This window comes from Streptosporangium sp. NPDC002524, assembly GCF_040295985.1.
In the GTDB taxonomy this organism is placed as follows: Bacteria; Actinomycetota; Actinomycetes; order Streptosporangiales; family Streptosporangiaceae; genus Streptosporangium.
In genome coordinates this window covers 446,908-466,611 of record NZ_JBEOWK010000002.1, presented here as the reverse complement: position 1 = coordinate 466,611, position 19,704 = coordinate 446,908, and the positions used below count along the sequence as shown (strand labels likewise).

Below are 19,704 nucleotides of genomic sequence, written 5' to 3'. Positions count from 1 at the left end.
ATGCCCTTGACCACGCGGACAAACCTCGCAGACAACACGAGATCACACCGGAATTACCCGGGTCAGGCGTCGAGCTTCTCCATGACCTCGTCGGAGACGTCGAAGTTGGCCCAGACGTTCTGCACGTCGTCGCTGTCCTCCAGGGCGTCGATCAGCCTGAAGACCTTGCGGGCGCCGTCCTCGTCCAGCGGGACGTTCATCGTCGGCATGAAGCTCGACTCGGCCGAGTCGTAGTCGATCCCGGCGTCCTGCAGGGCCTTGCGGACCGGGACGAGGTCGGTGGCCTCGGAGACGACCTCGAACTGGTCGCCCAGGTCGTTCACCTCCTCGGCGCCCGCGTCGAGGACCGCGACCAGCACGTCGTCCTCGGCGAGCTCACCCTTGGGGACGAGCACGACGCCCTTGCGGTTGAACATGTAGGACACCGAGCCGGGGTCGGCCAGCGAGCCGCCGTTGCGGGTCAGCGCGACGCGGACCTCGGAGGCGGCGCGGTTGCGGTTGTCGGTGAGGCACTCGATCAGCACCGCGACGCCGCCGGGGGCGTACCCCTCGTACATGATCGTCTGCCAGTCGGCGCCGCCGGCCTCCAGGCCGCCGCCGCGCTTGCGGGCGCGCTCGATGTTGTCGATCGGGACCGAGCTCTTGCGCGCCTTGGTGATGGCGTCGTACAGCGTCGGGTTGCCGTCCGGATCGGGTCCGCCCGTCCGGGCCGCGACCTCGATGTTCTTGATGAGCTTGGCGAACAGCTTGCCGCGCTTGGAGTCGAGCGCGGCCTTCTTGTGCTTCGTCGTCGCCCATTTGGAGTGGCCGGACATCGCCTAGAGCTCCCTCACCATCTCAGCGAAATATGAATGCACACCGACATCCCCGGTAAGTTCCGGGTGGAAGGACGTGGCGAGCAACGGTCCTTGGCGGACCGCGACGATCCTATCCCCAGGTTCGGCCAGCGCCAGCACTTCGACCTCCGAACCCACGGATTCCACCCAGGGGGCGCGGATGAAGACGGCCCGCATGCCGCCGCGGCCGGCGAAGTCGACGTCGGCCTCGAAGGAGTCGACCTGGCGCCCGAAGGCGTTGCGGCGGACGACCATGTCGATGCCGCCGATCGTCTGCTGGCCCTCGATCCCGCCCTCGATCCGGTCGGCCAGCATGATCATCCCGGCGCAGGAGCCGTAGGCCGGCATGCCCGCCTTGATCCGCATCCGGAGTGGTTCGAGCAGCTCGAAGGTCTCGGCGAGCTTCCACATCGTGGTGGACTCGCCGCCGGGGATGACGAGGCCGTCGACCGCCTCCAGCTCGCGGGGACGCCGCACGGTGACCGCTCTGGCGCCCACCGCCTCCAGGGCGCGCACGTGCTCGCGCACGTCTCCTTGCAGCGCGAACACGCCGATCGTGGGGACGATGGTCACCGATGGTCCTTCCCGTGCGGGTGAGGTGCCCCTTCAGCGTATGGCCACCGGTCGCGGGCTCCCAAACCGGTTCGGAACCGGGCGAACCCCGCCGGAACGCGTCACGGGCGCCCCGGCGAGGATCCGCCGGGGCGCCCGTGGCGTCCGATGACAGGTGGTCGATCGCGTGCTCAGGGACGCTTGGTCTCCAGGTCCACGGTCTCCTGGATCCAGTCGATCCCGGGGGTCCTGGCGGCCGAGGGGTCGACCGGGCGCAGGTACGTCTGCTGCACGCCGGGGACCCGGTCCTCGATCACGAAGGTCGCCTTGGTGTGCGCCGCCGCGCCCGGCCGCGTCACCTGCGGCAGCACCTTGAAGTCGGCGGTGAGCCGGTCGCGCTCGATCCGGGTCAGCACGTAGCCGCGCTGGTTGTTGTAGAACTTCAGGTGCGGGTTGATCGTCAGGTACGGGTGGGTCGCCGGGTCGGAGTCGAGGCCGTCGCCGCCCGTGGTGACGGACGAGGCGACCAGCTCGGAGCCGACCGTGCGGGTGGTGGGGTCGTCGTAGTCGAGCTTGAGGTCGCTCGCCCAGTGGGCGTGCACGTCGCCGGTGAGCACCACCGGGTTGCGCACCTTCGCGTCCACCCAGCCCTGGGTGATGCGCTGCCGGGAGGCGACGTAGCCGTCCCAGGCGTCCTGGCTGGTGATCTTGGCGGGTCCGGCGTTGTTGTCGCGCTGGGCGAAGAAGACCTGCTGGCCGAGCACGTCCCAGCGCGCCTCCGAGCGCCGCATGCCGTCGAGCAGCCAGCGCTCCTGGGCGTCGCCGGTGATCGAGCGGGCCGGGTCGACCGCCGCCGGGCAGTCGCTGTAGCCGTCGCCGCAGCCCTGGTCGCTGCGGTACTGGCGGGTGTCGAGCATGTGGAAGGTGGCCATCCTCCCCCACCGGACGCGCCGGTAGAGCTGCATGTCGACGCCCCTGGGGATGGCGGAGCGCCGCAGCGGCATGTTCTCGTAGTAGGCCCTGAAGGCCGCCTCGCGCCGGGCGAGGAAGTTCGGCTGGGGCACCTCGGGCTTCTCCGGCACCTCGTCGGCCCAGTTGTTGTCCAGCTCGTGGTCGTCCCAGACGACCAGCCAGGGGGCGGCGGCGTGCGCGGCCTGCAGGTCGGGGTCGGTCTTGTACTGGGCGTGCCGCTGGCGGTAGTTGGCCAGGCTCTCGGTCTCCGGCCCCTCGTGGTGGCGGATGTTGCCGCCGGGGATGGTGTAGGTGTCGCGCCGGTACTCGTACTGGTAGTCGCCCAGGTGCAGGATCAGGTCGGGCCGCTCCTCGGCCAGGCGCCCGTAGGCGGTGAAGTAGCCGTGCTCGTACTGGGCGCAGGAGACGAACGCCATCGCCAGGGCCGAGCCGTGGGAGAGGGCGTGCGGGGCCGTCCGCGCCCTGCCGATCGGCGAGACGTACGGGCCGACCTTGAAGCGGTACCAGTAGTCCCTGTCGGAGGGCAGCCCGTTCAGCTCGACGTGGACGCTGTGGCCCCACTCGGGGGTGGCGACGGCCACGCCCCGGCGCAGGAGGCGGCGGCCCCTCTCGTCGCCGTAGACGTGCCACTCGACGGCGAAGGGCCGGGCGGGCATGCCGCCCAGGCCGTCCTCGGCGAGCGGCTGGGTCGCCAGGCGGGTCCAGATCACGAAACCGCCGGCGTCGGGGTCACCGCAGGCGACGCCGAGCGTGAAGGGGTCCGAGCGCAGGCCGCGGGAGGCCAGGGACGCCAAGGACTCAGCGCTCTCCTGGGCGGGCTCGGGCTCCGCGTGCGCGGCGGCGGGGATGCCCGCCGCCGCGCCGGCCGCGATGCCGGTGACGAGAAAGGAGCGGCGGGTGAACTTCGACAAGGGAGACCTCCCGGGTGATCGGGCTCGAACGCCCGTCAGCCTCGCGGAGCACCATGACCGAGGAGTTAACTCCTCCTGTCAGGAAAAAGGCGATCTCCGTGACGGAGATCGCCCTTCCCGGTTTCCGGGGGTTCCCGGGGGGCTTCCGGCGCCCCCGTCCGCCCCTACCAGCCGCGCTCGGCGAGCCGGTGCGGGGCCGGGATGTCGTCGACGTTGATGCCGACCATGGCCTCACCCAGACCTCGGGAGACCTTCGCGATGACGTCGGGGTCATCGTAGAAGGTGGTGGCCTTGACGATCGCGGAGGCGCGCTCGGCGGGGTTGCCGGACTTGAAGATGCCCGAGCCGACGAAGACGCCCTCGGCGCCGAGCTGCATCATCATCGCCGCGTCGGCCGGGGTGGCGATGCCGCCGGCGGTGAACAGCACGACCGGCAGCTTGCCGGTCCTGGCGACCTCGGCGACCAGCTCGTACGGCGCCTGGAGCTCCTTGGCCGCGACGTAGAGCTCGTCCTCGGGCAGCGAGCCCAGGCGCTTGATCTCGCCCCTGATCTTGCGCATGTGGGTGGTGGCGTTGGAGACGTCGCCGGTGCCGGCCTCGCCCTTGGAGCGGATCATCGCCGCGCCCTCGGTGAGGCGGCGCAGCGCCTCGCCCAGGTTGGTCGCGCCGCAGACGAAGGGCACCGTGAACTTCCACTTGTCGATGTGGTTGGCGTAGTCGGCCGGGGTGAGCACCTCGGACTCGTCGACGTAGTCGACGCCGAGCGACTGGAGCACCTGGGCCTCGACGAAGTGGCCGATGCGGGCCTTGGCCATGACCGGGATCGAGACGGCGGCGATGATGCCGTCGATCATGTCGGGGTCGCTCATCCGGGAGACGCCGCCCTGGGCGCGGATGTCGGCGGGCACCCGCTCGAGAGCCATGACGGCGACGGCGCCGGCGTCTTCGGCGATCTTGGCCTGCTCGGCGTTGACGACGTCCATGATGACGCCGCCCTTGAGCATCTCTGCCATGCCGCGCTTGACCCGGGCGGTTCCGGTGACGGTGGTCTCGCTGACTTCGGGCGTGCTGCTGGACACGGTCTCTACCTCACGACGGCTGGCTGCGGATCATGGGCCGTCCTCGGGAGACGGCCATTCGCTCCCATCGTAGGCGCTGGCGGCGTACCCCCTTACACGACGCCTTGTCACCCTTGGACGATCTTCTTGGACAGGATGTAGGGGTTGCGCGTCAGGGAATGACGGGTTTGGCGGAGGCGAGCACGACCCAGACCTGCCCCGGGGCGAAGTTCATCGGCTCGCCCGCCTCGGTGGTGAAGACGGTGCCGTCCTTCTCCTTGGGGCGCGACCAGCGGGCCTTGAACGCCTGGCCGTCGCGGAGCACGATCGCCCTGCCCTTGCCGGTGCTGTGCACCAGCGGGGTGTAGCTCTGGTTCTTGTCGTGGAACTCCGAGCGCTCCGTCTTGGTGTACTGCACGACGATCGTGGGCGCGCCGAGCTGGCCGCCCTCGGCCGCCATGTCCTTCTTGCCGTCCTGCCAGATCAGCCACTTGCCCGCCGTCTCCGACCAGCCGAAGGTGAAGCGCGCCGCCGGGTACTTCACGCTGTACGTCTTGCGCGGCACGCCGCCCTCGGGCGCGTCGCCGAAGGTGAACCCGATGTCCTTCGCCCTGGTCGCCTTGGGCGCCCCGGCCAGCAGTCGCCTGGTGTTGGCGAACAGGTTGTAGGGGGCGAAGCGTCCCGGCTGGCGGAAGTACGCGCCCGGCTCCCTGCTGTCGGAGACGTCGAAGAGGGGGGCCTCGGCGATGAAGGGGAGCATCTTGGTCTGCGCGCCCGAGTAGGCGAAGGCGGGCCTGCCGAACTGCGGGACGATGTGCAGGTCGGAGATGCGGGCGCTGCGGACCGGGCCGACCTTGGCCGGGATCTTCGAGGAGAAGATCGCCATCAGGCGGGTCAGGCCCGCCTCGACCTGCTCGACGTAGACGACGTCGGCGCTCTTCAGGCCGAGCTGCGGCTTGCCCGCCGAGGTGTTCTCGATCTTCACCGCGAGCACCGCCTTGCGGGCCGCGCCGGGCAGGCCGGTGAAGGGGTGCGTCGGCTCCGGCGTGGGGGTCGGGGCCGTGCTCGGCTCGCCTGCCGCGCCCGCGGGGCTGCCCGGCGCGGCCGGATCGTCGGAGGAACAGGCGGCGGGCGCCAGGACCGCGACTCCCGCCAGCGCGACGGCGATCATCCGGGACACCCGCACGGTTCATCTCCTCAGGTCGGCCACTCAGCTACTCGGCCACTCAGCCACGAATCGCCAAGAGCTTACCGGTGTCCGACTTGTCAGATAGTCCGCTTCATGTACGCCTTAATCATCCTTATTCAGCGGCCAGGGCCTTCGGGGGCGCGTCGTCGATCTCGAAGAAACCCGGATACTCGGTGTGCCCGGCGAGCCGCAGCGTGCGGGCGAGCCAGCGGCGCTGCGCCGTCCGGGTGACGCCCACCGCGTTGTTGTAGAACCGGCGGGAGTAGAGGACCTTGGCCACCGCCGCGTCCAGCTCCTCCAGCAGGTCGGCCCCCGCGGGGGTGTCGGCCAGCCGGTCGCGGAAGCGCTCCTGGTCGACGACGGCCCGCAGGGCGCGCGACAGGTCGCTCTCGGCGTGCTCGCGCTCCTCGGGCCCCGCCGTACGGGCCTCGTGGGCCGCCGCGGCCAGCACCAGGCTCGTCGCCGGGTCCAGCAGCCGGGAGGCCGCCAGCTCCAGGCTGACGGCGGTGCGCCGCACCAGGGCGGCGTCCAGGGACTCGCGGGCCAGCTCCAGCCGGATGTGCATCCGGTCGAGCCGCCCCGCCCGCCAGGAGACGTAGACGGCGAGGAGCACCACGATCGCGCCCACCACCAGGATCAGCGTGGTCGTCACAGCGCGTCGTTCCTCCCGGCCGCGGCCTCCCCGGCCCCGACGGCGGCCGTGCCAGCCGCTGTACCCGCCGCCGTGCCCGTCACGGCGTCCTCCTCGACCCCGGCCGTGCTCGCCACGGTCTCGTAGACCCGCAGGACGTCGCGGGCGACCGTCGACCAGTCGTACTTGCGCACGGCGAGGCGGGCCTCCTCCGACAGCCTGGCCCGGCGCCCGGGATCGTCGAGCAGCGCGGCGGCCTCGCGGGCGAGCGACCGGGCGTCGCCCGTCTCGAACAGCGCCCCCGCCCCGCCGTCGTCGAGCACCTTGCGGAAGGCCGGGATGTCGCTCGCCAGCACCGCGGCCCCGGCCGACATCGCCTCGGTCAGCACGATGCCGAAGCTCTCACCGCCCAGGTTGGGCGCGCAGAAGACGTCGACGGTGTGGTAGGCCCGGACCTTGTCCTCCTCGCTGACCATGCCGAGCAGGCCGATCCGGTCGTGGAAGGCGGACGGGACCCGCCCCAGCACCTCGTCGGCGTCGCCGGGCCCCGCCAGCAGCAGCCGCAGCGCGGGCCGCTCGGCGGCCAGCAGGGCGAACGCCTCCAGCAGCACCGGCAGGCCCTTGCGCGGCTCGTCCATCCGGCCCAGGAAGCCGATCACCTCGCCCTCGTCCCAGCCGGGCAGCGGCTCGCCCTCGGCGTAGCGGCTCACGGTCACCCCGTTGGGGATGAGCACGGCGTCGCCGCCCATGAACTCCACCAGGGTCTTCCTCGCCGCGTCGGACACGGCGATCCTGCCGCCGATCTTCTCCAGCGCGCTCATGATCACCGGCACCCCGACCGAGAAGGAGCGGGAGTTGCCGTACGAGGCGTGGAAGGTCGCCACGATCGGCCCCTTCGCCACCCAGCAGGCGAGCAGCCCGAGCGAGGGGATGGCCGGCTCGTGCACGTGCAGCACGTCGAAGCGGCCCTCGCGCACCCAGCGGCGCACCCGGTTCGCCGACAGGAACCCGAACGACATCCTGGCCACCGACCCGTTGAACGGCACCGGGACGGCGCGGCCGGCCGAGGTCACGTACGGGGGCAGCGTGGCGTTCTCCGCGGCGGGGGAGATCACCGAGACGTGGTGGCCGTCGGCCATGAGCGCCTCGGCCAGGTCCTGGATGTGCACCTGGACCCCGCCCGGCACGTCCCACGTGTAGGGGCAGACGATGCCGATCCTCATGGCCTTGTCTCCCCGGTCTCCCCGGTCTCCCCGGTCTCCCCGGTCTCCTGGGATCCCTGGGGCTCCTGGGACTCCTTGGGCTCTCGGGGCTCCAGGTCCTCCAGCCAGAGGCGCTGGAGCATGTGCCAGTCCTCGGGGTGCTCGGCGATGCCCTTCTCGAAGACGGTGGCGAGGCTCTGCATGACGACGGCCACCTTCTCCTTCCTGGTGCCCTCGGCCGGGATCGCGATCTCCTCGTGGAACTGCAGCCCCCAGCCGTCCTTCTCGAAGTAGGGGATCGCCGGGATGAGGGCGGCCCCGGTGTGCACGGCCAGCAGGCCGGGACCGGCGGGCATCCGGGTGGCCGCGCCGAAGAACTGCACCTCGACCCCCCCGGCGGTCAGGTCGCGCTCGGCGGGCAGGGCGACCGGCAGGCCGGCGCGCAGCCGCTGCGCCAGGGTGCCGAAGGTGTGGCCGTCGCCGCCGGTGAGCGGCAGCACCTCCATGCCGAGCCCCTCGCGGAAGGCGGTGTAGCGGTGGAACAGCGACTCGGGCTTGAGCCGCTCGGCGACCGTGGTGAACGGGTGGCCCGTCCCGGCGAACCAGGCGCCCGCCTGGTCCCAGTTGCCCATGTGCGGCAGGGCCATGACCACGCCCCGCCCCTTGGCGAGGTTGTCGTAGACGGGCTCGGCCCCGGTCACGCGCATGCGGGCGACGATCTCCTCGATGGGGATCGAGGGCAGCCGGAACACCTCGTGGAAGTAGCGGAAGTAGGAGCGCATGCCGTCGCGGCTGAGCGCCCGGATCGCCGGGTCGCCGGGCGAGGTTCCCTTCACCCTGGCGAGGTTGGCCTCCAGCCTGAGCACCGACTTCCCGCGGCGCTTCCACAGCCGGTCGGCCGCGGTGCGGAAGGCCCAGGCGGTGAGCCTCTCGGGCAGGCGGGGCACGACCGTCCAGCCGGCGCCGAACGCCGCGGCGACGAGACGGTCCTGGGGGGAGGGCTTGTCGGTCATCGATCTTTCCGATCAGCGGAGGGTGCGGGGCGGGATGGAAACGGCCTGCCGGCGCACGTGCAGCAGGCGCTGGCCGACCGTGACCGCGCTGGCGGCGGCGAGCAGCCAGAGCCCCGCGGCCAGGATGTACGGCACGCCGAGGCCGCCGAGACCGGCGGAGACCAGGCCGACGACCAGGCGCTCGGGCCGCTCGGCGAGGCCGACGTCGCACGTCATGCCCAGCGCCTCGGCCCTGGCCTTGACGTACGAGACCACCGCCCCCGCGACGAGGCAGAACAGCGCGACCCCCGCCAGCACCGGCTGCTCGCTCACGAGGAACCAGAACACCAGCCCGGAGAAGATGCCCGCGTCGCCGACCCGGTCGAGGGTCGAGTCGAGGAAGGCGCCCCAGGTGCTCCCCGGGCCCGTCATCCTGGCCATCACCCCGTCGAGGAGGTCGGCCAGCACGAAGAAGGTGATCACCACCGTGCCCACGAACAGCTGTCCCCGCGGGTAGAAGAACAGGGCCGCGGCGACGGTGCCGAGCGTGCCGGCGGCGGTGACCGCGTCGGGACTGATCCCGCGGCGGGTCAGTGCCCTGCCCAGCGGGGTCAAAAGCCTGGTGACGGCGGGACGCAGAAGTTTCAGCATGGCGCTCCGATCGTAGGCCACCGGGCCCGCGGGCGCGCATCGGCGACGGGGAGCGGCGAGCCACGGCGGAACGGCGTTCGCGGGGGCCGGGCGGAGCCATCCGGACGACCGAATACGTAGCGATCGGGTCCGCCTCTCGCAAGAGGATCGCCACATCCCTCTTGTGATATTCGCCACATGGGTATTTGGTGAACAGACCGAGTCCACGCGGTGAGCGGACTCGGCAGCGGACCCCGGGGGTGTGGCCCCACCAGGCCGCGCCCCTTCGGCAACGACGCGGGAGGCGATGTGGCGGAGAGAGCAACCGGCGGAACAGCGGGAGCCGCGGGGAGGGCACCCGCGGCCGACCGGCCCGGCATGATACGAAACGTCGTGCTGGTCGGCCATTCCGGCGCCGGGAAGACGACACTTGTGGAGGCGTTGCTGGCCGCGACGCGGACCGTCCAGCGGTCCGGCAGGGTCGAGGACGGCACGACCGTCAGCGACTTCGACGAGGTCGAGGTGCGCCAGCAGCGCTCGGTGAACCTGACCGTGGCCCCCGTGGTCCACAACGACATCAAGATCAACCTGCTGGACACCCCCGGCTACGCCGACTTCGTCGGCGACCTGCGCGCCGGGCTGCGCGGGGCCGACGCGGCGCTGTTCGTCGTCTCGGCCGTCGAGGGCGTGGACGGCCTGACCAGGATGCTCTGGGACGAGTGCGCGGCGGTCGGGATGCCCCGCGCGGTCGTGATCACCAAGATCGACCACCAGCGGGCGAACTTCGAGGACGTCCTCGCCGCCTGCCAGGACGCCTTCGGCGACGGCGTCTCGCCGCTGTACCTGCCGGTGGTGACCAACGGCAAGGTGAACGGCCTGATCGGCCTGCTGAGCCAGAAGTTCTACAACTACGCGACCGGCAACCGGACGGAGAACTCCCCCGGCCCCGCCTACGCCGACCAGATCGAGCTCTACCGGGGCGCCCTGATCGAGGGCGTCATCCAGGAGAGCGAGGACGAGTCCCTGATGGACCGCTACCTCTCCGGCGAGGAGATCGACACCAAGGCCCTCATCGAGGACCTGGAGAAGGCCGTCGCCCGCGGCGGCTTCTACCCGGTGCTGGCCTCGGGGGCCGGCGTGGGCGCGCTGGAGATCCTGGAGCTCATCACCCAGGGGTTCCCCTCCCCGCCCGAGCACCCCCTGCCGGAGATCATGTCGATCGACGGCCGGCCCGTCACCGGCATCGCCTGCGACCCCGACGGACCCCTGGTCGCCGAGGTGATCAAGACCACCAGCGACCCGTACGTGGGCAGGATCAGCCTGGTCCGGGTCTTCTCCGGCACGCTGCGCCCGGACATGACGGTGCACGTCTCGGGGCACGGCCTGTCCGACCGGGGGCACGAGGACCACGACGTGGACGAGCGCATCGGCGCGCTCTCCTCCCCGCTGGGCAAGCACCAGCGGACGACCGCCAAGTGCGTGGCCGGGGACATCGCGGCGGTGGCCAAGCTGTCGCGCGCGGAGACCGGCGACACCCTGTCGGACCGGGAGAACCCCCTGGTGATGACGGCCTGGAGCATGCCGGAGCCGCTGCTGCCCGTGGCGATCCAGCCCCGGTCCAAGGCCGACGACGACAAGCTGGGCCAGGCGCTGCAGCGGCTGGTCGCCGAGGACCCGACGCTCCGGCTGGAGAACAACCCCGAGACCCGCCAGCTGGTGCTGTGGTGCATGGGCGAGGCCCACACCGACGTGCTGCTCGACCGGCTGAGCAGGCGGCACGGCGTGGAGGTGGAGAAGACCGAGCTGCGGGTGCCGCTCAGGGAGACCTTCGGCGGCAGCTGCCAGGCCCTGGGCCGCAACGTCAAGCAGACCGGCGGCCACGGCCAGTTCGCCGTCTGCCACCTGGAGGTCGAGCCCCTGCCGTCCGGCGGCGGCTTCGAGTTCGTGGACAAGATCGTCGGCGGCGTGGTGCCGCGCCAGTTCATCCCCTCGGTGGAGAAGGGGGTGCGCACCCAGATGCAGCGCGGCGTGCTCGCCGGGTACCCCATGGTGGACGTGCGGGTGACGCTGTACGACGGCAAGGCCCACTCGGTCGACTCCTCCGACATGGCGTTCCAGATCGCCGGGGCGCTCGCGCTGAAGGAGGCCGCGGCCAAGGTGCCCACGCTGCTGCTCGAACCGGTCGACGAGGTGTCCATCCTGATCGCCGACGACTACGTCGGCGCGGTGATGTCCGACCTGTCCTCGCGCAGGGGCCGCGTGCTCGGCACGGAGCCGGTGGGCGTCGGCCGTACCCTGGTCAGGGCCGAGGTGCCCGCGCTGGAGATCACGCGATACTCGATCGATCTGAGATCCATGTCACACGGGACGGGGACGTTCCGGCGGGTCTTCCTGCGCTACGAGCCGCTGCCCTCGCACCTGATGGACAAAGTCACCGGCTGACGGGGCGGTGAGACGCGCGCCGGACGGTGCCCGCCCCCGGGGTGACGCGCACCGTCCGGCGCACCTCCCCCAGCATGCACACATGTAACAGAGTCATCACGAAAGGATTTCTTTTTTCCGTTCAAAGCACACCGGCGCTGGTGCCACACTGGGGAACCATGCGATACGGACGCCCTCTTCTGGCCGCTGCCGCGCTCGCCGTCCTGACCACGGGAGCCGCCTACACCTTCGGCCCCGACGCCGCGCCCGCCCGGCCCAAGGCCGCGAAGAGCTCGGAGGTCTCGGCCGAGACGGTCGGCTCGACGACCTCGGCGCGGTGCGAGACCGACGCGAGATACCCCAAGCGGCAGCTGCGCGGGGTGTGGATCGCCACGGTCAAGAACATCGACTGGCCCTCGCGGACCGGCCTGTCCCCGGCCCGCCAGCAGGCCGAGTACGTCAAGATCCTCGACAACGCGGTGAAGCGGCGGCTCAACGCGGTGTTCGTCCAGGTCCGTCCCGCGTCCGACGCGCTGTACAAGTCGGACCTGGAGCCGTGGTCGCAGTATCTGACCGGCACCGCGGGCAAGGACCCCGGCTGGGACCCGCTGCCCTTCCTCGTCGCCGAGGCCCACCGGCGCGGCCTGGAGTTCCACGCGTGGTTCAACCCCTACCGGGCGGCCGCCGACGGCGACCTGTCCAGGCTGCCCGCGAGGCACCCCGCCCGGCTGCACCCCGAGTGGATCGTGAAATACGGGGACCTGGCCTACTACAACCCCGGCCTCCCCGCCGTCCGCGACTACGTCACCAAGGTCGTCAAGGACGTGGTGACCCGCTACGACGTCGACGGGGTCCACTTCGACGACTACTTCTACCCCTATCCCGTCCCGGGCGCGAAGTTCGCCGACGGCGCCGCCTTCACGAAGTACGGCAAGGGCGCCAAGCTCGCCGACTGGCGCCGCTCCAACGTCGACAAGCTGGTCGCGCAAGTCGACAAGGCCGTGCACGAGGTCAGGAACAGCGTGAAGTTCGGCATCAGCCCGTTCGGGATCTGGCGCAACAAGGCGGAGGACCCCACCGGCTCGGCCACCGGCGGCATGTCCGCGTACGACTCCATCTACGCCGACGCCCGCCACTGGATCAAGAAGGGCACGGTCGACTACGTCATCCCGCAGCTCTACTGGCCGCGCGGGTTCAAGATCGCCGACTACGACGTGCTGGCACCCTGGTGGGCGAACGAGGTCAAGGGCACCGGGGTGCAGCTCTACATCGGCCAGGGCCTGTACCGGGTCGGCACCACCGACACCGCCGCCTGGACCAGGCCCGGCGAGATGTCCTCCCACCTCACGCGCAACCGCAAGTACGGGCAGGTCTCCGGCGACGTCTACTTCAGCGCCAAGCAGCTCTCCACCAACCCGCTGGGCGCGCTCGACCGCGTCGTCAAGGAGCACTACAGCCGCCCGGCGCTGCTGCCGCTGATGAAGGACCGCGGCGGCCAGGCCCCGGCCAAGCCCGCCGACGTGCGGCTCCAGGGCACCTCGCTCAGCTGGAAGAGCTCTCCGGAGGCCCGCTCGTACGCGGTCTACCGGATCGCCTCGGGCAAGCCGGGAGAGTGCGCCACCGCCGACGCCCGCAACCTGGTCGCGATCGTGCCCGCGGCGGCCAGCGACCGCCAGGCCTTCACCGCGACGGGCGGCGGCACCTACCTGGTCACCGCCCTCGACCGCCTGCAGAACGAGAGCGCGCCCTCGGGGACCTGAGGCCCCGGGCGCGGCGGCCCGCCGGTCCCCGGCACGGCTGGACCCGTGACACGATCTTCCCCTACGGTGCCAGCATTTGGCTGGAGCTGAAGGGGAGGTCGTTCGTGAAGCGGACGCTTGTCGCGCTCGCGATGGTGCTGGGACTGCTGTGGCCGGGGGCCGCGCACTCCGCCACGCAGGCCGACGGACGGGTGATGCTGATCGGCGTCCCCGGCCTGCGGTGGAGCGATCTCAGCCCCACCGGCACCCCGAACCTGTGGCGGCTGGCCGGCCAGAGCGCGGTCGGATCCCTGTCGGTCCGCGCGGTGGGCAGGGTGACCTGCCCCTACGACGGATGGCTGACGGTGTCGGCCGGGGTGAGGTCCGCGGTCGGCTACGGCTGCGGGCTGCCCCCGCTGCCCGAGGCCGGCGGGACGGGCGCGGTCATCCCCGACTACGAGTACCTGCGCGAGGTCGCCGACCAGCGCAACGCGGGCGCCCTCGGCGAGGCCGTCCGCGCCGCCGGTGACTGCACGCTCGCGATCGGCCCCGGGGCCGCGCTGGCACTGGCCGACCGCTCGGGCGAGGTCGACGTCTACGCCCCCTCCCCCGCGCAGATCCGCGCCGACGTGCTCACCAGGTGCCGGGTGATGGCCGTCGACATCGACGACCTGATCCGGCCGTACGTGACCGGCGAGCGGCTGTCGCCGGAGGAGGACCTGCTCACCGCGCAGGAGCGGGCCGCGGCGCTGCGGCTGGCCGACGCCAAGGCGGGGGCGGTGCTGACCGTGCTGCCCAAGGACGTCAGCGTGCTGCTGGCGGGCCTGTCCGACCACGGCGGCAACCCGCACCTGCGGGTGGCCATGATGCGCGACGGGGACGTCTCCGGCCGCTTCCTGGGGGCGGCCTCCACCCACCGCGACGACACCACGATCCTGCCGGACATCACCGCGACGATGCTCTCCCTGACGGGCCTCGCGGCGCCGCCGGGCGTGATCGGGATCCCCTGGCGGGCGAGCGAGCGGCGCACCGGCGGCACCGAGGCGGCGAGCGTCGAGCTGGAGCGGGCCGACGTGGCCGGGGAGACGATCAGGAACGTGGGCGGGCTCTTCTTCACCGCCGTCGCGGTGCTGCAGGTCGCCTTCTACCTGACGGCGTTCCTGATGCTGCGCCGCAGGCGGGGGCTGACCGGCGTCCGGGTGGCCGCGATGGCGCTGGCCTCGGTGCCGGTGTCGACGTACCTGGTGAACCTCACCCCCTGGCACCACGCGGGATCGCCGGTGCTCGCGCTGGTCGGCGGGATCGCCGGATGCGCGCTGCTGCTGGCCACGGCGGCGCTGGCGGGGCCCTGGCGCCGGGCGCCGCTCGGGCCGCTGGGGGTGGTGGCCGGGGTGACCGCGGCGGTGCTCGCGGGCGACCTGCTGACCGGGACGACCCTGCAGCTCAACAGCGTGATGGGCTACAGCGCCGTGGTCGGGGCCCGCTACTACGGCCTGGGCAACATCCCGTTCGCGCTCTTCGCCACCTCGGTGCTGCTGCTGGCCGCCACGATCGCGCACCGGCTGACGCGCGGGGACCGCGTGAACACCCCGGCCGCGCCTGTCGCGCCGGTCGCGGCGACCGCGCCGCCCGCACCGGCCCCGTCGGCCGGGCCGGCCGGGAGCGGTCAGGTGGACGACGTCACGGCGGACCGACCAGCGAGCGGCGAGCGCGCGGGCTCGGCGGCGGGCGGCGTCGCGGCGGGCCGGACCTCACCGGGCAGCCGCGCGAGCATGGTGGCGGCCGTCGTCGTGGCGGTGCTCGGCGGCTTCGCGATGATCCTGGGCGGCTGGCCGGGCGTGGGCAGCGACTTCGGCGGGGTGATCGCCTTCGTGCCGGGCATCGCGGTGACCGCGCTGCTGATCGCGGGCAGGCGGGTCTCGATCGTCAAGCTGGGCGTGTTCTGCGTGGCGGGCGGTGTCATCGTGATGTCCATCGCCTACCTCGACTACCTGCGCCCGCCGGGCTCGCAGACCCACCTGGGCCGCTTCGTCGGCCAGGTGTTCACCGGCGAGGCCATGGAGGTGATCGGCCGCAAGTTCGGCGCGATGCTGGGCACGCTGCTCAGCCCCAACCTGATGCCGGTGGTGATCGCCGCGGTGGCGTTCCTCGTCTACGCGCTGCTGCGTCCCGAGCGGGCGACCGCGGGGGTGCTGCCCGCCGCGTTCGCGCACTCCCCCGCGCTGCGGGCCGGGCTGGTCGGCACCCTGGTCAGCGGGGTGGTCGGCATGCTGGTCAACGACTCGGGCGCCGCGGTGCTCTCGATGGCGCTGGCGCTCGCCGTGCCGCTGACGCTGTCGGCGGGCATCAAGGCCCTGGACGGGGGCGCCGCGCGCTACGACGACCCGGGCCAGGAGCCGGCGAGCAGTTCCCTGGTGTCGCGCAGCAGCTGAGGAAGCACCCTGGTCTGGCCGACGACGGGCATGAAGTTGGTGTCGCCGCCCCACCTGGGCACCACGTGCTGGTGCAGGTGGGCGGCGATCCCGGCGCCCGCCACACCGCCCAGGTTCATGCCCACGTTGAAGCCCTGCGCGCCGCTGGCCTTGCGCAGGGCGACCAGCGCCCGCCGGGTGAAGTCGGCGAGCTCGAAGGTCTCGGCCTCGTCCAGGTCCGTGTAGTCCGGCACGTGCCGGTAGGGGCAGACCATCAGGTGGCCGGAGTTGTACGGGTAGAGGTTGAGCAGCGCGAAGACCGTCTCCCCCCGGGCGACGACCAGGCCGTCCTCGTCGCTCATGCGGGGGATCTCGCAGAACGGGCAGCCGTCCTCGGGGCCGGAACCGGTGGGTTTGCTGGCACCCTTGATGTAGGCCATCCGGTGGGGGGTCCAGAGTCTCTGGAACGCGTCCGGTGTCCCCGCTCCGTGCTGCGCCTCCGGCTCGTTGCTCATGGTCGCCAGCATATTGCCACGCCGATCGCCGCCGTCTTGCGCCTCCCCCGGCCCCGCCCGCGCTCACCGCCGAAGGTCCCGGCAGTGCCCTTGTCCGTGCCCCCGGTTCACGCCCCCTCGTGCTCCCTCGCGCCCCTTCGTGCTCCCGCTCAGGGTCTCGCCGAACGCCTCGCCCGTGCCCCACTCGGGGCTCCGCCCGTGTCCTTGCCCGTGCCACCGGTTCGTGCCCCCTCGTGCTCCCGCTCGGGGCTCCGCCGGGGCCCTTGTCCGTGCCGTCGCTCGGGGCTTCGCCGGGCCCTTGATTCGTACCGCCGTCCGGGAGGCGGACCAGGCAGGATCCGGGGCCGGTACGAAACGGGCGGCGGATGTCACACGGTATTGACGGACGAATGCGGCAGATTTCCGGCAGAATCCCCCCAGCACGATCATCGACTGCCGAGGAGCACCCTTATGACCGACGTCTCCGTCGAGGAGCCGACCGAGGAGACCGCGTCCCCCGGGTCCCCAGCGTCTCCGACGTCCTCCACATCCTCCACGCCTTCAACGGCCTCCACGCCCTCCACGGCCTCCACGGCCTCCACGGAGACCGGCGGGAGGCCCACCCGCCCGTTCTCCCTCAGCCTGTCCCTGTCCGCCGCCACGGAGCCGCCCTCGCCGGAGCCGGTTCCGGTCCCGTCCTCCGGCGAGCCGGTCTTCTCCACGGGTGAGCCCTTCCTCGCCGTGGTCGAGGCGCTCCCCGAGCCGTCACCCGTGTCCGAGACGCCGGACGACGCGCCCGCCCCCTCCCCCGTTCCCGTGCCCGCCAGGACGGCGCCGTCCCCGGTGTCCCCGGTGTCTCCCGTCTCAGCGGTGTCCTCGGCCGTGGTGAAGGGCCGGATCAAGGTCGCCGACGAGGTGGTGGAGAAGGTCGCGGCCCTCGCCACGCTGGAGGTCACGGGCGTCGCCGAGCTGGGAGGCGACGCCGCCCGCGCGGTGGAGCCGATGCGCGAGCGCGCGGGCGTCGCCAGGCGCGGCCCCCGGGGCGTCGACGCCCACGTGCAGGACCGTACGGCGGCCGTGGACGTGACGATCGTGGCGGAGTACGGGCACGTGGTGATGGACGTGGCCAACGAGGTCAAGACCAACGTGGCCCGGACCATCAGCCGGATGCTGGGCATGCGGGTCGTGGAGGTCAACGTCGACGTCGAGGACGTCCGCATGCCGGGCGAGACCGGCTCGAAGGCTCCCGCGGAGCCCGGCGGCGACGCGTAGGACGCCCGAGGCCCCCGGCGAAGGCCGGTAGCGGGACGCGAGACGCCGAAGGGCCTGACGAAGACCGCAGCGAAGACCGCAGGACGCCGGGACACGCCGAAGGGCCCCGGCCAAGGCCGTGGGACGTCAGGACCTGGAGGCCCCGGCGAAGGCCGTAAACCGTCAAAGGGACCCCGAGGGCCCGGGAACGACGTACGGGGGGCCGTGAAGCCCCCCGTACACCCCGCCGGGCGGCCGAGGCCACCCGGCGGGAAAGATCAGACCTGGACCCGGCGCTCGATCGCGTCGACGATCTCGGCGATCGCCTCGTCGACCGGCACCCCGTTCTTCTGCTCGCCGTTGCGGAAGCGGAAGGAGACCGCGCCGTTGGCGATGTCGTCGTCGCCCGCGAGGAGCATGAAGGGCACCTTGGACTTCTGCGCGTTGCGGATCTTCTTCTGCATGCGGTCGTCGGAGGCGTCGACCTCGATCCGGACGCCCCGCTCGCGGGCCTTCTTCGCGATGTCCTGGAGGTAGGGCGCGTGGGCCTCGGCGATCGGGATGCCGACCACCTGGACCGGCGCGAGCCAGGGGGGGAACGCGCCCGCGTAGTGCTCGACCAGGACGCCGAAGAAGCGCTCGATCGAGCCGAACAGCGCCCGGTGGATCATGACGGGCTGCTGCCGGGAGCCGTCGGTCGACTGGTACCCCAGCTCGAAGAGGTGCGGCAGGTTGAAGTCGAGCTGGATCGTCGACATCTGCCAGGTCCTGCCGATCGCGTCACGGGCCTGGACGGAGATCTTCGGCCCGTAGAACGCCGCGCCGCCCGGGTCGAGGACGAGCTCCAGCTTCTCCGACTCGGCGACCTCGCGCAGGGTCTCGGTCGCCTCCTCCCAGTCCTCGTCGTTGCCGACGAACTTGACCGGGTCCTTGGTCGACAGCTCCAGGTAGAAGTCGTCGAGCCCGTAGTCGCGGAGCAGGTCGAGCACGAAGCGCAGCAGCGACTTGAGCTCGTCGCGCATCTGGTCGCGGGTGCAGTAGATGTGCGCGTCGTCCTGCGTCATGCCGCGCACCCGGGTGAGGCCGTGGATCACGCCGGACTTCTCGTAGCGGTAGACCGCCCCGAATTCGAACAGCCGCAGCGGCAGCTCCCGGTAGGACCGCCCGCGGGACCTGAAGATCAGGTTGTGCATCGGGCAGTTCATCGGCTTGAGGTAGTACTTGGCCCCCTCCAGCTCCATGGGGGGGAACATCCCGTCGGCGTACCAGTCGAGGTGGCCCGAGAGCTTGTAGAGCCCCTCCTTGGTGATGTGCGGGGTGTTGACGAAGGAGTATCCCGCCTCCTCGTGCCGCCTGCGCGAGTAGTCCTCCATCACGCGGCGGATCACCCCGCCCTTGGGGTGGAAGACCGGCAGGCCCGAGCCCAGCTCGTCGGGGAAGGAGAACAGGTCGAGCTCGGCGCCCAGCTTGCGGTGGTCGCGCTTCTCGGCCTCCTCCAGCATGTGGAGGTATTCGTCCTGCTTCTCGCGCGACTCCCACGCGGTGCCGTAGATCCGCTGGAGCTGCGGGTTCTTCTCGCTGCCCCGCCAGTAGGCGCCGCCCGAGCGCATCAGCTTGAACGCCGGGATGGACCGGGTGGTCGGCACGTGGGGGCCGCGGCACAGGTCCTTCCAGCACAGCTCGCCGGTCTTGGCGTCGAGGTTGTCGTAGATGGTCAGCTCGCCGCCGCCGACCTCGACGCTCTCCTCGTCGCTGACAGTCAGCTCCCCGGCTCCACCCCCCGTGGGCACCTCGACGCTCTCCTCGTCGCTGACAGTCAGCTCCCCGGCTCCACCCCCCGTGGGCACCTCGACGCTCTCCTCGTCGGCCGCGCCGCCCTTGAGGCCGATCAGCTCCAGCTTGTACGGCTCCGCGGCGAGCTCCTCGGCGGCCTGCTCGTCGGAGACGGGCCTGCGGGAGAAGAGCTGCCCCTGCTTGACGATCTCGCGCATGCGCTTCTCGACGCGCTTGAGGTCCTCGGGGGTGAACGGGTCCCTGACGTCGAAGTCGTAGTAGAAGCCGTTCTCGACCGGGGGGCCGATGCCCAGCCTGGCCTCGGGGAAGATCTCCTGGACGGCCTGGGCCATGACGTGCGCGGTGGAGTGGCGGACGATGGCGCGCCCGTCGGGGCTGCCCACCGGGACCGGCTCGATCACGTCGCCCTCGGCGACCGGGGCCGCGAGGTCCCTCAGCTCGCCGTTGGCGCGGGCGGCGACCACCGAGCGGCCGTCGGCCTCCAGCGCCTCGCCGTACGTCGTGCCTCCCGCCACCACACGCGCGGCTCCGGCGAGGGTGATACGAAGTTCTGGCACGGCGGACACGGTTGCTCCCTGGGAGACGTCGACGGATGGTCTGGGAATCGATGCTACCGGTGTC

The 19,704-nt window shown here is 71.7% G+C and carries 16 protein-coding genes; 4 read left to right on the top strand and 12 right to left on the bottom strand.

The features are described from left to right. Positions 1–62 precede the first annotated feature (62 nt). From ABT053_RS04635 to pgsA, 9 genes are all read right to left on the bottom strand, one after another. Positions 63–815, bottom strand: a complete 753-nt coding sequence (locus tag ABT053_RS04635) for a YebC/PmpR family DNA-binding transcriptional regulator (RefSeq protein ID WP_350967479.1) — start codon at positions 813–815, stop codon at positions 63–65. A gap of 3 nt (positions 816–818) precedes the next feature. Further along, on the bottom strand, positions 819–1,409 hold the full coding sequence (pdxT, locus tag ABT053_RS04630; protein ID WP_350967477.1) for a pyridoxal 5'-phosphate synthase glutaminase subunit PdxT: 591 nt from the start codon (positions 1,407–1,409) through the stop codon (positions 819–821). A 170-nt stretch (positions 1,410–1,579) separates the two neighbouring features. Then, on the bottom strand, positions 1,580–3,271 hold the full coding sequence (locus ABT053_RS04625) for an alkaline phosphatase D family protein (RefSeq protein WP_350967476.1): 1,692 nt from the start codon (positions 3,269–3,271) through the stop codon (positions 1,580–1,582). A 164-nt stretch (positions 3,272–3,435) separates the two neighbouring features. After that, complete coding sequence (gene pdxS / locus ABT053_RS04620) at positions 3,436–4,350, bottom strand: pyridoxal 5'-phosphate synthase lyase subunit PdxS (RefSeq protein ID WP_350967475.1); 915 nt, start codon at positions 4,348–4,350, stop codon at positions 3,436–3,438. 151 nt (positions 4,351–4,501) lie between these two features. Further along, positions 4,502–5,515 carry a DUF3048 domain-containing protein gene (locus tag ABT053_RS04615; RefSeq protein ID WP_350967474.1) on the bottom strand — a complete coding sequence of 338 codons (1,014 nt, stop codon included), beginning with the start codon at positions 5,513–5,515 and terminating at the stop codon, positions 4,502–4,504. 115 nt (positions 5,516–5,630) lie between these two features. After that, positions 5,631–6,170 (bottom strand): LemA family protein, encoded by a 540-nt coding sequence (locus tag ABT053_RS04610; RefSeq protein ID WP_350967473.1) that lies wholly within the window; start codon positions 6,168–6,170, stop codon positions 5,631–5,633. Next, positions 6,167–7,372, bottom strand: coding sequence for a glycosyltransferase family 4 protein (locus ABT053_RS04605; protein ID WP_350967472.1), 1,206 nt, complete (start codon positions 7,370–7,372; stop codon positions 6,167–6,169). The genes ABT053_RS04610 and ABT053_RS04605 overlap by 4 nt, the downstream gene beginning before the upstream one ends. Further along, a complete protein-coding gene (locus ABT053_RS04600) occupies positions 7,369–8,364 on the bottom strand; it encodes a phosphatidylinositol mannoside acyltransferase (protein ID WP_350967470.1) in 996 nt (331 codons plus the stop codon). Before ABT053_RS04600 ends, ABT053_RS04605 begins: the two co-directional genes overlap by 4 nt. Before the next feature lie 12 nt (positions 8,365–8,376). After that, positions 8,377–8,994 carry a phosphatidylinositol phosphate synthase gene (pgsA, locus tag ABT053_RS04595; RefSeq protein ID WP_350967469.1) on the bottom strand — a complete coding sequence of 206 codons (618 nt, stop codon included), beginning with the start codon at positions 8,992–8,994 and terminating at the stop codon, positions 8,377–8,379. Between the two features lie 288 nt (positions 8,995–9,282). On the opposite strand from pgsA, the gene ABT053_RS04590 reads away from it, so the two are divergent. From ABT053_RS04590 to ABT053_RS04580, 3 genes are all read left to right on the top strand, one after another. After that, positions 9,283–11,415, top strand: a complete 2,133-nt coding sequence (locus tag ABT053_RS04590; RefSeq protein ID WP_350967467.1) for an elongation factor G-like protein EF-G2 — start codon at positions 9,283–9,285, stop codon at positions 11,413–11,415. 158 nt (positions 11,416–11,573) lie between these two features. Beyond that, positions 11,574–13,154 carry a glycoside hydrolase family 10-like protein gene (locus tag ABT053_RS04585; RefSeq protein WP_350967466.1) on the top strand — a complete coding sequence of 527 codons (1,581 nt, stop codon included), beginning with the start codon at positions 11,574–11,576 and terminating at the stop codon, positions 13,152–13,154. 104 nt (positions 13,155–13,258) lie between these two features. After that, a complete protein-coding gene (locus ABT053_RS04580; RefSeq protein WP_350967465.1) occupies positions 13,259–15,565 on the top strand; it encodes a hypothetical protein in 2,307 nt (768 codons plus the stop codon). On the opposite strand, the gene ABT053_RS04575 is transcribed toward ABT053_RS04580, so the two are convergent. Next, positions 15,508–16,059: an HIT family protein gene (locus ABT053_RS04575; protein WP_350967463.1), complete on the bottom strand. Its 552-nt coding sequence runs from the start codon at positions 16,057–16,059 to the stop codon at positions 15,508–15,510. The two genes, ABT053_RS04580 and ABT053_RS04575, sit on opposite strands and share 58 nt — an antisense overlap. A 425-nt stretch (positions 16,060–16,484) precedes the next feature. Beyond that, the gene (locus ABT053_RS04570; RefSeq protein ID WP_350967461.1) at positions 16,485–16,760 is read right to left on the bottom strand and encodes a hypothetical protein; all 276 of its coding nucleotides are present in this window, start codon (positions 16,758–16,760) and stop codon (positions 16,485–16,487) included. Positions 16,761–16,908: 148 nt separating this feature from the next. Here ABT053_RS04570 and ABT053_RS04565 point away from each other — a divergent pair, with 148 nt between their 5' ends. Then, complete coding sequence (locus tag ABT053_RS04565; RefSeq protein ID WP_350967460.1) at positions 16,909–17,310, top strand: Asp23/Gls24 family envelope stress response protein; 402 nt, start codon at positions 16,909–16,911, stop codon at positions 17,308–17,310. A 257-nt stretch (positions 17,311–17,567) separates the two neighbouring features. Here ABT053_RS04565 and thrS read toward each other — a convergent pair whose 3' ends face one another. Continuing rightward, the gene (gene thrS, locus ABT053_RS04560) at positions 17,568–19,649 is read right to left on the bottom strand and encodes a threonine--tRNA ligase (protein ID WP_350967458.1); all 2,082 of its coding nucleotides are present in this window, start codon (positions 19,647–19,649) and stop codon (positions 17,568–17,570) included. Between the last annotated feature and the right edge of the window lie 55 nt (positions 19,650–19,704).

Bases quoted from the DNA above. Each gene is read 5' to 3' on its own strand.
- pgsA (WP_350967469.1), bottom strand. From the start codon at position 8,994: ATGCTGAAACTTCTGCGTCCCGCCGTCACCAGGCTTTTGACCCCGCTG.
- ABT053_RS04600 (WP_350967470.1), bottom strand. From the start codon at position 8,364: ATGACCGACAAGCCCTCCCCCCAGGACCGTCTCGTCGCCGCGGCGTTC.
- ABT053_RS04635 (WP_350967479.1), bottom strand. From the start codon at position 815: ATGTCCGGCCACTCCAAATGGGCGACGACGAAGCACAAGAAGGCCGCG.
- ABT053_RS04585 (WP_350967466.1), top strand. From the start codon at position 11,574: ATGCGATACGGACGCCCTCTTCTGGCCGCTGCCGCGCTCGCCGTCCTG.
- ABT053_RS04575 (WP_350967463.1), bottom strand. From the start codon at position 16,059: ATGAGCAACGAGCCGGAGGCGCAGCACGGAGCGGGGACACCGGACGCG.
- ABT053_RS04605 (WP_350967472.1), bottom strand. From the start codon at position 7,372: ATGAGGATCGGCATCGTCTGCCCCTACACGTGGGACGTGCCGGGCGGG.